Annotated in this window: 16 protein-coding genes; 4 read left to right on the top strand and 12 right to left on the bottom strand. The window is 31.6% G+C overall.

Annotation, left to right across the window (positions count from 1 at the left end):
• Positions 1 to 286: 286 nt before the first annotated feature.
• The 7 genes from whiA to C4Q29_RS05970 all read right to left on the bottom strand — a co-directional run bounded on the left by whiA (position 287) and on the right by C4Q29_RS05970 (position 5461).
• Positions 287 to 1216: a DNA-binding protein WhiA gene (gene whiA, locus C4Q29_RS06000; protein ID WP_103981909.1), complete on the bottom strand. Its 930-nt coding sequence runs from the start codon at positions 1214 to 1216 to the stop codon at positions 287 to 289.
• Positions 1200 to 1628 (bottom strand): NUDIX hydrolase, encoded by a 429-nt coding sequence (locus C4Q29_RS05995; protein ID WP_103981908.1) that lies wholly within the window; start codon positions 1626 to 1628, stop codon positions 1200 to 1202. The genes whiA and C4Q29_RS05995 overlap by 17 nt, the downstream gene beginning before the upstream one ends.
• A gap of 10 nt (positions 1629 to 1638) precedes the next feature.
• Positions 1639 to 2484, bottom strand: coding sequence for an RNase adapter RapZ (gene rapZ / locus C4Q29_RS05990; RefSeq protein WP_103981907.1), 846 nt, complete (start codon positions 2482 to 2484; stop codon positions 1639 to 1641).
• Between the two features lie 12 nt (positions 2485 to 2496).
• On the bottom strand, positions 2497 to 3405 hold the full coding sequence (murB, locus tag C4Q29_RS05985; RefSeq protein ID WP_103981906.1) for a UDP-N-acetylmuramate dehydrogenase: 909 nt from the start codon (positions 3403 to 3405) through the stop codon (positions 2497 to 2499).
• 7 nt (positions 3406 to 3412) lie between these two features.
• Positions 3413 to 4306, bottom strand: coding sequence for a D-alanyl-D-alanine carboxypeptidase family protein (locus C4Q29_RS05980; RefSeq protein WP_111428214.1), 894 nt, complete (start codon positions 4304 to 4306; stop codon positions 3413 to 3415).
• A 69-nt stretch (positions 4307 to 4375) separates the two neighbouring features.
• Positions 4376 to 5170: a glutamate racemase gene (gene murI / locus C4Q29_RS05975; protein WP_103981904.1), complete on the bottom strand. Its 795-nt coding sequence runs from the start codon at positions 5168 to 5170 to the stop codon at positions 4376 to 4378.
• A 48-nt stretch (positions 5171 to 5218) separates the two neighbouring features.
• On the bottom strand, positions 5219 to 5461 hold the full coding sequence (locus tag C4Q29_RS05970) for a Veg family protein (RefSeq protein WP_103981903.1): 243 nt from the start codon (positions 5459 to 5461) through the stop codon (positions 5219 to 5221).
• 191 nt (positions 5462 to 5652) lie between these two features.
• Here C4Q29_RS05970 and C4Q29_RS05965 point away from each other — a divergent pair, with 191 nt between their 5' ends.
• Positions 5653 to 5859, top strand: coding sequence for a DUF1858 domain-containing protein (locus C4Q29_RS05965; RefSeq protein ID WP_234994065.1), 207 nt, complete (start codon positions 5653 to 5655; stop codon positions 5857 to 5859).
• 54 nt (positions 5860 to 5913) lie between these two features.
• Here C4Q29_RS05965 and C4Q29_RS05960 read toward each other — a convergent pair whose 3' ends face one another.
• The 5 genes from C4Q29_RS05960 to metG form a co-directional block, all read right to left on the bottom strand.
• On the bottom strand, positions 5914 to 6144 hold the full coding sequence (locus C4Q29_RS05960; RefSeq protein ID WP_103981902.1) for a glutaredoxin family protein: 231 nt from the start codon (positions 6142 to 6144) through the stop codon (positions 5914 to 5916).
• Positions 6145 to 6219: 75 nt separating this feature from the next.
• Entirely contained in the window at positions 6220 to 7095 is an 876-nt protein-coding gene (rsmA, locus tag C4Q29_RS05955; protein WP_103981901.1) for a 16S rRNA (adenine(1518)-N(6)/adenine(1519)-N(6))-dimethyltransferase RsmA, read from the bottom strand.
• Entirely contained in the window at positions 7096 to 7653 is a 558-nt protein-coding gene (gene rnmV / locus C4Q29_RS05950; protein ID WP_103981900.1) for a ribonuclease M5, read from the bottom strand. It abuts the gene before it with no gap.
• Between the two features lie 3 nt (positions 7654 to 7656).
• Positions 7657 to 8436, bottom strand: coding sequence for a TatD family hydrolase (locus tag C4Q29_RS05945; protein WP_103981899.1), 780 nt, complete (start codon positions 8434 to 8436; stop codon positions 7657 to 7659).
• Positions 8436 to 10373, bottom strand: a complete 1938-nt coding sequence (gene metG / locus C4Q29_RS05940) for a methionine--tRNA ligase (protein ID WP_103981898.1) — start codon at positions 10371 to 10373, stop codon at positions 8436 to 8438. The genes C4Q29_RS05945 and metG overlap by 1 nt, the downstream gene beginning before the upstream one ends.
• A 172-nt stretch (positions 10374 to 10545) precedes the next feature.
• On the opposite strand from metG, the gene tyrS reads away from it, so the two are divergent.
• The 3 genes from tyrS (at position 10546) to galT (ending at position 14180) form a co-directional block, all read left to right on the top strand.
• On the top strand, positions 10546 to 11787 hold the full coding sequence (gene tyrS, locus C4Q29_RS05935; RefSeq protein ID WP_103981897.1) for a tyrosine--tRNA ligase: 1242 nt from the start codon (positions 10546 to 10548) through the stop codon (positions 11785 to 11787).
• Between the two features lie 18 nt (positions 11788 to 11805).
• Entirely contained in the window at positions 11806 to 13089 is a 1284-nt protein-coding gene (locus C4Q29_RS05930; RefSeq protein WP_103981896.1) for an AI-2E family transporter, read from the top strand.
• A gap of 101 nt (positions 13090 to 13190) precedes the next feature.
• The gene (galT, locus tag C4Q29_RS05925; RefSeq protein ID WP_103981895.1) at positions 13191 to 14180 is read left to right on the top strand and encodes a galactose-1-phosphate uridylyltransferase; all 990 of its coding nucleotides are present in this window, start codon (positions 13191 to 13193) and stop codon (positions 14178 to 14180) included.
• Positions 14181 to 14194: the final 14 nt, after the last annotated feature.

The raw sequence follows: 14194 nt of genomic DNA, 5'->3' as shown, positions 1-14194 counted from the left end.
GCATGTGTTAAGCACGCCGCCAGCGTTCGTCCTGAGCCAGGATCAAACTCTCAAATTAAAGTTTGATCTAGCTTATTTTGAAATTATTATACTCAAAAGTTTTGACTATTTATTTGTTTAGGTTCTTATTAAATCGTCTTAAAGAGATCTCTCTCTTAGCGACTTATATATATTATCACCTATAAAATACTTTGTCAAGCTTTTTTTGAACTTTTTTAATTATTCTTTCTAAAGCCTATAAACAAGGTCTTTTTTGATGACAGTATCTATATTAGCAAGTTAAAACTCATTTGTCAAACTTTTTTGCTAAATTCTTTATTTTGTTCATTTTATAAGCAACAGAGGACTTTTTTAATGGTGGATTCATCATTTCCCCTAACTCTTTTATAGATAATTCCGGATTTTCTTTCCTTATATAGGCTAATTCTTTTAAATCTTCTGGTAAGGCTTTTTCTTTTTCAAGCCTTTCTATATATTGAACCTGTTTCATGGCAGTTTGTATAGTTTTATTTAAATTAGCCATGTCAAAATTCATTTTTCTATTAATATTATTCCTTAAATCTTTTTCCACCTTTACATTCTCTAAAGATAGTAAGGCCTTATTTGCCTTTATAATATTTAAAAAGTCCGATATATACTCTGAATTTTTAAAATAAACTATTTTTTTATCTTTTCTTTCTTTATATAAGGGAATAATATTTTCTTCCTCTAATACCATACTTAATAATTCCACATCTTCTTCTTTTGAGAAGACTAGCTCTAATAGATAACTCTTTTTTGGGTCTACCATAGATCCCGAACCAAGATACGCTCCCCTTATAAAGGCCGAGCTTCCATTATGGCTACTTTTTATCCTTGAAAATAAGGTGGATAAGCTACTTTGGTAGTTTCCAAAATAATCAAATCCGCTATCGTTTATTATCCTATTAGCAATTTCTTCATCCTCTATAGTCAAATTGTATAGACCCTCTTTCATGATGTTGTCATTTTTTACTATAGATATATTAGCTTCATAAGCGTAAATGTATTTTATTAAATTGTTAATCCTCTTAACTACATATTCACTTTCCGTACTAAAGTTAATATTAATAAAAGCATTTCTTATAGAAATGCTTGCATTTGTCTTTAATATTGAAGATAGTTCTAATAAGGCTTCTATCTTATTAGAAATTTTTAGCTGGGAAAGCTCCTTGTTTATATCATTTGAAAATGTCATCTTTTTCCCTTATTTTTTTATATTGTTTTATAGCATTTTTTACCATGTTTTTTTCAGAATCATGTTTTAAGTTAATTAACGCTTGGTCAAAATCTATAAACTCCGCTAAAGCAAATCCTTCTTCATTTTGAGGCTTTAAATCGCCTGCCTTGTATGACATAAGGTAATAATCTACTCGCTTAGATACTTTTTGATTGTTTTGGTTGTAGTAGTAATATCGGGCATAACCAATTTTCCTTACTGGTTCCGCCTTTACTCCCGACTCCTCCTCAACTTCCCTTTTTGCTGTAATAGAAGTAGTTTCACCTTTTTCAATTTTTCCTTTTGGTAGAACCCAGTCACCATAGTACTTTCTCAATAACAGTACTTTTTCATCTTTTATGACCACTCCACCAGCACTATGCTCTTTCATCATCACCCTCCTAATGCCATTTATCTGAATCTCTATGAAATACGGATGAATTATATTTTTCTTTTAATGTATTGTGTAGTTTTTCAGCTATGGCTACAGACCTATGTTGACCACCTGTACAACCTATCCCAATTAATAAATTATTTTTACTTTGTTCAGTAAAACTAGGAGCTATATAATCTATAAGGTCAACTATTTTTTCAACAAAAGTTTCAGCTTTAGAATATGACATAACATATCTTACAACTTCTTCATCCTTACCTGTTTTATGTTTTAACTCTTTTATATAGAAAGGATTGTCGATAAATCGAACATCAAATATATAATCCGCCTCTTTTAATATTCCATATTTAAATCCGAAACTAACAAATTTAAGATTAGCTTCATTCTTCGCATGTAAGATTTCTAAAAGCCTAGCATTCAACTGATTTAAACTATTAGAAGAAGTATCTATATAATAATCTGATAATTCTCTAATTTTTAATAGGTCTTCTCTTTCTTTTTTTATAGCATTTTCAAGAACCATGTCCTTGTAAGGGTGGGGTCTTCTTTTTTCTTGGTATCGTCTTATCAATTCATCATCATTAGCATCTATAAAAACAACTTTAAGATTGTGACCTTGTTTCCTAAGGTCTCCAATAACTTCTTCTATACCAGACAATAAACTTCCTGCTCTTATATCTATAACAAAGGCTAATTTTTCAATTTTTTGATCTTTATCATTTAATAAGTCGATATATGAATATATTAGCTCTGGAGGTAAATTATCAATACTAGTATAATCATTATCTTGAGCTATATTTACAGCTGATGTTTTGCCAGCACCACTCATGCCAGTGATAATTATAATCTCCATGCTAACCTCCTTTTATTCTTCACCTATCAGTTTTACTTCTCTTTCAAGTTTTACTGAATACTTGTCCATTATTATTTTCTGTACTTCTTTAATTAACTCTAACATATTTTCACAGGTTGAGTTTTCAATATTGATTAAAAATCCTGTATGCTTTTCAGAAACCTGGGCTTGATTTATTGTGAAACCTCTTAAACCAGCCTCATCTATCAACTTAGATGCAAAGTAGCCCTCTGGTCTCTTGAAGGTAGAACCTGCAGAATACCTATCTAAAGGCTGTCTTGACGACCTTTTATAATCAAAGCCCTCAAAAGCTTCATATATTTTTTCTCTATCGCCTTCTTTTAGCTCGAAGCTAGCTTCTAATACTATAAGATCTTTTTCACCTGCTAAGGAATGTCTATATGAAAAATCCATCTCTTCATTTGTATAAACTTTTATATTTCCATCCTTATCCATAGTTTTAACATTCTTAATTATATCTTTCATCTCAGTCCCGTAGGCACCAGCATTCATAATAACACCACCACCTACTGATCCAGGTATTCCACTTACAGCTTCCATGCCTGTCAAAGAATTTTCAAAAGATGCTATAGCAGCATCTCTTAAGGCTGCCCCAGCTTGGGCTATTACAAGATTTCCTTCTACTTTTATTTTAGAATAATTTTCTCTTAAAACAACAACTACTCCTCTGATCCCCTTGTCTCTGATAAGAAGGTTAGATCCTCTTCCTATGAATGTAAGAGGGGTATCTTCTCCTTTTAAGAGCTTCACAAGACCTGTCAATTGATCTTCAGTTTCCGGCATAATTAGGATGTCCGCAGGACCACCTATATGCATAGTTGTGTATTTTTTAAGTTCTTCATTTAATAAAACTTCACCAAAATCACCAGATAAAATTTTATTTTTAATTTCTTCTCTCATCTTTCACCTATAAATCAAAATATTCTTCTAGAGTCATATCATTTTCGTACATATCTGTAGCTATATCTACACCAACATATCTATAAATCCTATCATTAGGATAAAAGCCTGTTACAGCTTCTTCTCCCCTAGGATATCTAAGAATGAATCCAAATTTATGAGCATTAGCTTGTAGCCATCTACCTTCATTACTTTCTTTGAAAGATTTATTATCTTTGATAGAAAACTCTACAGATTTACCCGTTCTTAGGGTATGGTTTTTATAGTCAGGATAGTCAAATTCTGCATCCTTATCAAGTTCCTGTTTTTCATAATCTTTCTCAGGTAACTTCTTAGAAACTCCTATGTCATATCCTTCTCTTCTCATAGCTTCAATCATAACCAGTAGAGCATTTTCAACCTCAGGATCAAATGCTTCATTAAAATCTTCTGGTATGGTGTAATTTTTACCATCCATTAACAGTCCTCTTTTTACGACTAACTCACTGTCTTTGCTAGCTATTAGTTTATCATATTGAATATAGGCTATCTGGTTGTTTTTAGATATTTTAGCCCATGTATCTTTTTGGCCGTAAAACTCAACATAATCGCCTTTTTTTAGCCTATAACTAATCTCAGGATTAATTTTTACAGCCTTGTATGCAGGGCTATCTTCAGAAACAATCTTGTATGATAGCACCTTGTCTGTATAAGCTTCATTTGATTCATTCACACTCTCAATTGCTGGCGCACTCTCACTAGTGTCTGCACTTGCATTGTTTTTATTAAAAAAAGAAAAATAAGCTAAAGTAAGACCCATGGAAACCGCTAAAGCTCCTGCAACCAATCTAATTTTAGCTTTTCTTTTTCTTTTTTCTTGATTTAAAATTCTTTTTATTTGATTTTTTCTAATTTCATTCATCTCTAGGCCTCGCACATTTATTCCCATATAATTATACTATATATAGTAACTTAAATAAAGTACAAACAACTAGAAATCTATATTAATTTCTTCTACTTTGTCGAATTTATAATTTTTTAATATTTTTTTAGATTTTTTTTCAAACTCCTCCTTGATTCCTGTAGAAACCGCTATTTTATAAGAATCGTCCTTATTTGTGAAATTTTCTTTTTCCAAAAACTCTTTTACCTTTAGGGCTAAATTTTGCGCAGGATTATATATTTTCACTTGAGGATTCAGTGATTTTTCTATAAAGTTATACCACAATGGATAGTGGGTGCAGCCAAGAATTGCAGCATCTATTTTTTTTTCTCTGTACTTTGCTAGATATTGGTCAACCATATCTTGAATATCTTCGTCACTTAAATCTCCTGCTTCTATAGCCGGAACAAATTTCGGACAAGCTTGTTTGGTTAATTTTATATTAGGATTCTTAATCTTTATTTTTTCATCATAGGTGCTAGATTCCGTTGTTTTTTTCGTCGCTATCAACAACAAATCTTTTACTTCATCATCCACTACATCAACTGCTGCATCTATAACATTAAGTATAGGTATACCTTCATATTCATTTTTTTTAATTAAATCTAGGGTTGATGCAGTATTACAAGCAACTACAATCAATTTAACTTGTTTTTCTACAAAATATTTGAGTATTCTTTTGACTATGTGTTCTAGTTCTTGCTCACTTTTTTCCCCGTATGGACTATATTTTAAATCAGCAAGATATATGAATTTTTCCTCAGGTAATATTTTAACTAATTCATTTAAAACTGTAAGACCACCCAAGCCCGAGTCAAATACCCCTATTGGTAAATTGTTCATTTTAAGCTCCGTATTTAAAAATAAAAAAGCATCATAAGATGCTTACTTTTAACTTACAACCTTCATTTTTACAGTTGATGTTAATATATCTGAATAGGTATATGATAAAGTTAAGCTTTCGTCGTATTCATTACTCACTCTAACAGTGAATATATTTGGAAAAGCATTTTCTATATAGCCCACTCTAGTAACTATTTTCTTCCTACCCTTATCAGCACTTAGTTGTACTTTTTTGCCGATATTTTCTTCTACTTCACTTCTGATTGCTGCCAATGCATCTGATCTCTTCATATACATCACCACACTTTCATGTTTAATAACATTTTAATTATAACATTTCACTAATCAAAAGTCAAATAAATTAATAATTATAGCTAATATAGAGACTCTTGTCAACTTATTTTTTGTTTATTTTTATTTTCCTTTATAGTATAATCATTTTAATAAGATTTCATATATATATATTTTAAGGGAGGTGGATTATGACAGATCAATTTAATGATATAGAGATTACTGGAGATATGATTTTAGCTGATGTAATCACATTGAAGCCTAGAACATTAGGAACCTTAATGTCTTTTGGTTTTGCCTGTATAGGATGTCCTGCTAGCCAGTTAGAAACTGTTGAAGAAGCAGCTTACGTCCACGGAATCGAACCGGAAGTTTTAATAGAAGCTTTAAACGAGTAAATAAAAAAGACCGAAAAAATCATTTTTTCGGTCTTTTAAATTATTATTCTTATCTTATAATCCTAATAATTCACTTATTCTATTTTGGTCAAAACCAACTATTTCTTCATCACCAATTACTAACACAGGTACCCCTCTGTATCCTTTTGCTAATAATTCTTCTCTATAGTCTAAACTTTCTGTTACATTTTTTTCTTCAAACTCAACATTGTTTTCTGTTAAGAAATCCTTTGCAGCTACGCAATAAGGACATGTGTTTGATGTATATACTGTTACTTTTTTCATTTGAATCTCCTTTTTTATTATTTATTTACGCTTCTTTTATCAAGCCTAAACAATTATTACCCTGTATAATATATTTTAATCAACTTTATGTTTTTTTTCAACCAATTTGGCTATATTTAGGTAGTCTGTATAGGATAAATCCTCTGCCCTTAAATTTGTAGATAAGTTTAAAGACTCCAATATAGCTTTCATCTCTTCCTTATTTATAGCTAGAGATGTATCAGTGGTAAGTGAATTCAATATATTTTTTCTACGTTTAGTAAAAGCTCCTCTCATCAATTTGAAGAAAACTTTTTCATTAACTTGTGGTAATTCTTTTTTCATGTCTAATTTCACAACCACGCTATCAACCTTAGGCTGTGGCATAAAAACACTCTTTGGAGCTCTGGTAACTAAGCTAGCATCTGCATAGTATTGGGTAAAGACTGTTAGAGATCCATAGGTTTTATTTCCAGGTTCAGCAAGTATCCTATCTCCAACTTCTTTTTGAACCATTACAGTAAGAGATTCAACTGGTAAATCACTTTTTAAGAACAACTCTATTATAGGGGTTGTGATGTAATAAGGTAAATTTGCAACAACTTTAAAGGAGTGATTGTTAAACTGTTCTTCTACAAGTCTCTTTAAGTCCGCCTTTAAGATGTCTGCATTAACCAAGACAAAATTATCAAAACCAGATAAGGTCTGCATCAAAACCTGGTTTAATCTTTCATCAATTTCTACTGACACAACCTTTTTAGCATTCATAAGAAGCTCTTCTGTTAAAGTACCAAAGCCTGGCCCTACTTCTAGAACATAGTCGTCCTTTGAGATTTCAGCACCTTCTGATATAGACCTAACAACATTTCCATCAATTAGAAAGTTCTGTCCTAAGCCTTTTGAAAATGAAAAGTCAAAAGCTTTTAACAATTGTTTAATTACCTTAGGTGAGTATAATCTTTCTCTTGACATTTATCCCCCTACTTCCTCTAAGGCCTTGTTAAATTCATCCCTAGTAATACCGAATGAATTTAGCTTAACCAATAATTGCTTACCATTAGTATAGTTGATGGAAAGTTTTTTACATAGGTCTATCCTTCTTTCCTTAGAACCATCTACCCCTATGAGTTTATTATCAACTAAATCTTCCATGGTAAATTCATCACTTACACTTTCAAGCTCTGGCCTAGCTCTTTTTATAGCCTCTATTATAGCTTCATCAGAAGCATTTTCTACACCAACATTAGAATTTTTACTAGCATCTTTTTTGGCTATACTTGCAAATTTAGCATTTGGAACATATTCCCTTATAATATTTGCAATTCTTTTACCAGCATAGTCTGGATCTGTTAAAACTATGATTCCTTTTCTCTCATTTAATTTAACAAGTTCTTCCAAAAACTCATGTGTTAAACCTAGACCATGGCTGGCTACGACTTTTATATTGTTATCAAAAGCTCTTCTAACAGCAATGATGTCACTTTTACCTTCAACAACTATAACTTCTTTTATACTTAAATTATCTTCCATCTTCTATACCAATATACTAAAAAATTTCATAGTATTTTTGTTAGTTTCTTCTTTTATATAAGATAAGTCCTCTACCCTCATTTTAGCTAATCTTTCAGCTACAAAATGGGTATACTTAGGCTCATTCCTCTTTCCCCTGTGTGGAACAGGTGTAAGATATGGTGCATCTGTTTCCAATAGAACTCTATCTATTGGTACTCTTTCTGCTACCCTAACTAAATTGTCTGCATTTTTGAAGGTTGACATTCCGCCTAAGGAAATATAGAAGTCTAAATCTAAATATTTTTTTAAATCATCCCATGTTTCGTTGAAAGAATGTAATAAAACTTTCATCCCCTTAGCATGGTCTTTTAATATTTGATAGGTATCTTCAAACGCTTCCCTAGAATGGATAACTATTGGTAAATCCAATTCTTTAGCTAGTTCAATTTGGTCTATAAAAACTTCTTTTTGTTTTTCTACCGGAGAATATTCGTAATGATAGTCTAGGCCAATTTCTCCAATAGCTAAAACTTTTTTGTTATCTAAGGCTAATTTTTTGTAAGTCTCTCTAGTTTTTTTTGTATAATCCTTAGCATCATGAGGGTGGGTACCCACTAAAGCGTAGATTCTTTCATTTTTGTTTGCTAAATCTACAGCAGCAAGACTCGATTTTAAATCTGTGCCCGGTATTATAACAAGTTTCACCTTATCTTTTTCCAAATTTTCTATTATTTCCTGCCTATCATCGTCAAACCTACTATCGCAGAGGTGGGCATGGGAATCAATTATATATTTTGACATTATGATATTTCCGCTCCATCTTCTATATTTTCTAAAACTGATAACAAGCTAAGGTCACCATCTTTTTCAGCAGCTAGAATCATACCTTGAGATTCGATACCTCTTAACTTTTTAGGAGGTAGATTTGTTAAAACTACAACTTTTTTACCAATTAAATCTTCTTTTTTGTACCATTCTTTGATGCCTGAAACTATTGTCCTTTCTTCATCTCCTACTTGGACTTTGAATACTAATAGCTTGTCAGCCTTTGGATGGTCTTCTGCACTCTTTATTAGACCAACTTTTAAGTTAATCTTTTCAAAATCAGAAAAATCAATATATGCCTCTTCTTCTTTGTCAGTTTTTGAATTTCTTTCTAAGAAAAGTTTTTCATTAGCTGCTTGTATTTTTTCTAATTCTTCTTTTAAATCAAGTCTTGGGAATAGGTTTTCTCCCTTATTTACCTTGTTTCCTACTGGATACTCACCAAAATTCCTTGCTGAGTCCCAACCAAAATTTTCTATAGCAAGTTGTTTAAATATTTCTTCTGAAGTGTGTGGCAGGAATGGTTGGATCAATTGACTTATAATCCTAATACTTTCCACCAAGTTGTATAGGACTGCATCAAGTCTATCCTTGTCTTCCTTGATTAGTATCCATGGCTGTGTTTCATCGATGTATTTGTTCGTTCTTCTAACCAATTTCCAAATTTCTTCTAAGGCATAAGAGAAGGCAAACTTATCCATTTCTTCTTCAACTCTTGTTATTGTAGCCTCCGCTTGTTCAATAAGGTCTGCATCAAATTCACCTGATTTTTTAGCTTCAACAACTATTCCATTATTGTATTTATCAACCATTGATAAGGTTCTTGAAACTAAGTTACCTAAGTCATTTACAAGGTCAGAATTTACTCTATTTATAAATTTTTCATTGGTAAATGACCCATCTTGACCAAAGGTAAATTCTCTTAAAACAAAATATTTTAGAGCGTCTATTCCATACAGGTCTATATAAGGCTCTGCATAAACTACATTACCCAAGGATTTGGACATCTTTGTATCATCAAACAAGATCCAACCATGGGCAAAGACTTGCTTAGGCATTTCTAAATCTAAAGCCATCAATAGGGCCGGCCAAATGATTGTATGGAACCTAACTATTTCCTTACTCATCAAATGAACACCTGCAGGCCAGTAATGGTTGAACTTTTCTTCATCTTCACCTAGGCCTATACCTGTTAAATAGCAACTTAAAGCATCAATCCATACATAAATAACATGGTCTTCATCAAAAGGAACTTCCACACCCCATTCTAGAGATTTTTTAGGTCTTGATACTGATAAATCATCAAGTCCTTTCTTTAAGAAGTTGTTAACCATCTCATTTTTTGATCTTTCTGGTAGGATAAAATCTGGATTACTTTCATAAAGTTCTAGAATTTTATCTGTATATTTTGATAGTTTGAAGAAGTAGGATTCTTCTTGGTGCTTTATAACTGGTCTATGGCAAACTGGACAATTTCCATCTTCATCTAATTGAGTTTCTGTCCAAAAAGCTTCATCAGGCTTACAATAGTAACCTTCATAAAAACCCTTATAGATATCACCCTTGTCATAAAGTTTTTGGAATATTTTCTTTACATTTTCTTCATGGTTTTTATCTGTTGATCTTACAAATTGATCATAGTCAATTTCCAACTTTTTCCATAAATCTTTAACAGTAGCAACTATACCATCTGTAAACTCTAAAGGAGTCATTGATCTTTGCTTAGCTTCATCTTGTATTTTTTGTCCATGTTCGTCAGTACCTGTAACTAAATAGGCATCATATCCTTGGATGTTTTTATATCTTTTTAAAGTATCAGCAACAATAGTTGTGTATGTATGTCCTAAGTGCAAGTTGCCATTAGGATAATATATTGGTGTTGTAATATAATAAGCTTGTTTATTCTTATCCATTTTTTCTCCTAACTTTTATTCATTTATCAATAAAATTATATCAAGTCGATTCTTCTAATTCAATTATCTAATTATTATATAACAAAGTGGAAAGTTTTTTGTAAAAATAAGTATTTGACTATAGTTTTTTATTAAAATATAATGGTTATAATATTAATTTTATGGAGGAAATATGATTTACAAGAAAGAACATGACAATGTTTTTGATGAATTAGTAGCCAGAGGTTACTTAGACCAAGCTACTCATGAAGAAGATTTAAAAGAATTATTAGCCAAAGAGAAAGTTTCCTTCTATATTGGATTTGACGCAACTGCTGACTCATTGACAATTGGACACTTTATTCAAATTATGGTTATGATGCGTATGCAAGCCTATGGGCATAAACCTTTAGTACTTTTAGGTGGTGGTACAACAATGATTGGTGACCCTTCTGGAAGATCTGACATGAGAATGGTAATGACTAAAGAACGTATCGACCATAACGCAGATAGATTTTACCAACAATTCCAAAGATTTTTAGACTTTTCTGACGGCAAGGCAAGCATGGAGAACAACGCTGATTGGCTATTAAATATCAACTTTTTACAATTTATGAGAGAAGTTGGTGTTCACTTCAACGTTGGGGAAATGATTAAAAAAGACGCCTACAAAAATAGGTTAGAAAGAGGATTATCATTCTTTGAATTTTCATATATGCTTTTACAATCCTATGACTTTTTAGTATTGAACGAAAAACACGGTACAAAGCTACAAATGGGTGGATCTGACCAATGGGCAAATATCATTGGTGGTGCCGACCTAGTGAAAAAACACAAGGGAGAGCAAGTATATGGTATGACCTTTAAACTTTTAACCAGAGCCGACGGTCAAAAAATGGGTAAATCCATGGGCGGAGCTGTGTGGTTAGACGAAGAAAAAACCTCTCCATATGAGCTTTACCAATACTTAAGAAATACAGATGACAGGGATGTTAAGAAATTCTTAAACCTACTAACATTCTTACCAAGTGAAGAAATAGAAGAATTAACCAAATACCAAGACGAAAGAATCAACCATGCTAAAGAAGTTTTAGCCTATGAAATTGTAAAATTAGTTCATGGTGAAGAAAAAGCTAAGGAAGCTCAAGAAACTTCAAAGGCTTTATTCTCAAAGGGACAAGTGGATGAAAACATGCCTAGCACAGAAGTTGAAAAATCTTTCATGGAAGAAAATCCTGGACTTTTAAACCTATTAAGTCATCTTGGAATCACCAAATCAAATGGTGAAGCTAGAAGATTGATTCAACAAGGTGGAATTAAAGTAAATGACAAAAAAGTTGAAGATCCATCCCTAGAAATTTCTGGCAACCTATTAGAAAAAGATTTAATTATTCAAAAAGGAAAGAAAGTATTCCACAGGGTAATTTTCAAATAAAATAAATAAGGAGGAAGAATGTTTTCTGCAAACAGTACAATATCTCCTTTCTTTCAATATGTTTTATATTTCTTGATTTCAGGCATAGCTGGCCTAGCAATCTACTATATGATCTATATTGGGAATAGAGCAATTGATGATAAACACAAAATTAAAATAAACTGGAACAATGTTGCTAAGATTATTTTGGCAATCATGGGTGTTGTAGTTGTAGTTAATTTATTTAATACATATAGCATCTTAGGTTCGACAGCATTCGCCTTGTTTGTATCAGTTTTAATAGCATTTTTACTAAATCCTGTAGTAAATAAATTTGAAGAAAAGGGATTAAAAAGAGGAACAGGTACTCTAATAAGTTATCTATTAATCGTTTTAGCTATTTCCGTTTTACTTATAGCTATAGTACCAGAACTCATAAACCAAAGTAGTTTGTTTTTATCAAACCTACCATCTTCAATCAACTACACTTATGATTATATAAAAGGATTATTAAAAGATTGGAATATAGACTATAAAGTTTTAGATAATATGAAATTACAAATAAATAATTATTTGATAAATCTTTCAAACAATATTCCAGCTTGGACTGGTTCTCTAATAAACACAATCCAAGGCAGTGTAGGAAGTTTGGTAACCTTAGTATTGATTCCATTAATCACCTATCACTTGTTAGTAAGTAAGGATAAAATCCTTCAATGGTGCTATAATAGGATTCCAAAATCTATCAAACATGATACAATTTACCTTTATAAGGAAATCAATTTTTCTATGAATGAATTTGTAAAGAGTAGATTATTAATGGCGGTATTTATCGGATTCGCAACCGGTCTGATGCTTTGGTTGTTCGGTATACCTTTCGCTTGGATAATTGGTTTTATTACTATGCTACTCGATATAGTACCTTATATAGGGCCAGTAGTAGCTACACTTCCAGCCTTAATATTTGCCTTTATAAAATCACCTATGACCTTTGTATGGGTTGCATTCTTATGCTGGTTCTTACAATGGGTAGAACAAAATATAGTTGGAGCTAAACTATTCTCTGTATCTTCCGGTATACATGAACTAGTTATACTATTGTCCATAATTGTTGGTGGTGGTATGTTTGGTGTATGGGGTATGATTTTATCTGTTCCTGCAGTAATCTTAATAAAGATAATTGCCGAATTTGTTTCTATGAAACTCAAAGGTATCAAGCCTGAATTTACCAAGCATATAGAGAAACAAATGTTAAAAGATTTGAAAGAAAAAGAAAATAAGGCTAGAAAAGAAAAATTAAAGCAAAAAAGAAACAAAAAATAGAAATAAAAATGGTCATAACTAGATAATGGTTATGACCATTTTTATTTTAATATTTTCGACTTTTGTTATAAAATAGAAGTATATAAATAAAGGAGAGTATTATGGCAGAATTTAGATATAACCCACTTTTAGACGACTGGACAATTGTAAATGGACAAAGACAAAATAGACCGGATATGCCCAAGGATTATTGTGCATTTTGCCCGGGTTCAAAACAAATAAAAGATACTTATACTGTTTTAAAATATGATAATGATTGGCCTTCAATGATGCCAAATCCACCAAAAGAAGATGATGTAGCAACTGATTTCTATAAAACAGCCCCATCTTATGGTAAGGCAGAAGTTATTTTGTATTCACCAGACCACAATGCCTCCCTATGGAATTTATCTATAGACCATTTAGTAAAGCTTGTGGACCTATGGAAGGAAAGATTTATAGAGATAAAAAAAGATAAGCATATACAATATATTTTAACCTTTGAAAACAGAGGAAAAGAAGTTGGAACAACCCAACCTCACCCACATGGTCAAATATACGGCTATGGATTTATGCCTTTAAGAATAAAAGTAGAATTAGAAAATTCTAAAAAACACTTTGATAAAACTGGAGAGTCTTTAATACTAAAAATTAGAGATGAAGAATTAAAGGTTAAAGATAGGATTATAATGGAAAATGATAGCTTTGTAGTCTTTTTACCATTCTTCACAGACTATCCATACGGTTGCTATCTTGTTCCAAAAGCAAACAATATCCATAGTTTTGAAGACTTTGACGAAAAAACAAGCAGAGACTTAGCACAAATACTTAGAGACTTGCAAGGTACCTTCGATCACATGTTTGATAGAGTATTTCCATACATGATGGGAATTTACCAAATACCTGTTAATAGTGAGTTAGAGGAAGAAAGTAAAAAATATTATAACTTCCACATAAAATTCTTCCCTCCACTAAGAGGTGAAAATTCTATAAAATGGAACGCCTCTTCTGAAACTGCTGCTTGGGCAAAAACCAATCCAAGAAGAGTTGAAGATACTGCAGAGGAATTAAGACAAGCTTATAAAAAGTGGAAAGAGATTGATAATAAATAATATAAACAAAAGAG

The sequence above is a fragment of the Helcococcus massiliensis genome, assembly GCF_900258485.1.
GTDB lineage: Bacteria > Bacillota > Clostridia > Tissierellales > Peptoniphilaceae > Helcococcus > Helcococcus massiliensis.
This window is presented reverse-complemented; position numbering and strand designations above follow the sequence as displayed.

What these genes read in the sequence shown, in the direction of transcription:
- whiA (WP_103981909.1), bottom strand. Translation starts at nt 1,216, where the DNA reads ATGACATTTTCAAATGATATAAACAAGGAGCTTTCCCAGCTAAAAATT.
- C4Q29_RS05995 (WP_103981908.1), bottom strand. Translation starts at nt 1,628, where the DNA reads ATGAAAGAGCATAGTGCTGGTGGAGTGGTCATAAAAGATGAAAAAGTA.
- rapZ (WP_103981907.1), bottom strand. Translation starts at nt 2,484, where the DNA reads ATGGAGATTATAATTATCACTGGCATGAGTGGTGCTGGCAAAACATCA.
- murB (WP_103981906.1), bottom strand. Translation starts at nt 3,405, where the DNA reads ATGAGAGAAGAAATTAAAAATAAAATTTTATCTGGTGATTTTGGTGAA.
- C4Q29_RS05980 (WP_111428214.1), bottom strand. Translation starts at nt 4,306, where the DNA reads ATGAATGAAATTAGAAAAAATCAAATAAAAAGAATTTTAAATCAAGAA.
- murI (WP_103981904.1), bottom strand. Translation starts at nt 5,170, where the DNA reads ATGAACAATTTACCAATAGGGGTATTTGACTCGGGCTTGGGTGGTCTT.
- C4Q29_RS05970 (WP_103981903.1), bottom strand. Translation starts at nt 5,461, where the DNA reads ATGAAGAGATCAGATGCATTGGCAGCAATCAGAAGTGAAGTAGAAGAA.
- C4Q29_RS05965 (WP_234994065.1), top strand. Translation starts at nt 5,653, where the DNA reads ATGACAGATCAATTTAATGATATAGAGATTACTGGAGATATGATTTTA.
- C4Q29_RS05960 (WP_103981902.1), bottom strand. Translation starts at nt 6,144, where the DNA reads ATGAAAAAAGTAACAGTATATACATCAAACACATGTCCTTATTGCGTA.
- rsmA (WP_103981901.1), bottom strand. Translation starts at nt 7,095, where the DNA reads ATGTCAAGAGAAAGATTATACTCACCTAAGGTAATTAAACAATTGTTA.
- rnmV (WP_103981900.1), bottom strand. Translation starts at nt 7,653, where the DNA reads ATGGAAGATAATTTAAGTATAAAAGAAGTTATAGTTGTTGAAGGTAAA.
- C4Q29_RS05945 (WP_103981899.1), bottom strand. Translation starts at nt 8,436, where the DNA reads ATGTCAAAATATATAATTGATTCCCATGCCCACCTCTGCGATAGTAGG.
- metG (WP_103981898.1), bottom strand. Translation starts at nt 10,373, where the DNA reads ATGGATAAGAATAAACAAGCTTATTATATTACAACACCAATATATTAT.
- tyrS (WP_103981897.1), top strand. Translation starts at nt 10,546, where the DNA reads ATGATTTACAAGAAAGAACATGACAATGTTTTTGATGAATTAGTAGCC.
- C4Q29_RS05930 (WP_103981896.1), top strand. Translation starts at nt 11,806, where the DNA reads ATGTTTTCTGCAAACAGTACAATATCTCCTTTCTTTCAATATGTTTTA.
- galT (WP_103981895.1), top strand. Translation starts at nt 13,191, where the DNA reads ATGGCAGAATTTAGATATAACCCACTTTTAGACGACTGGACAATTGTA.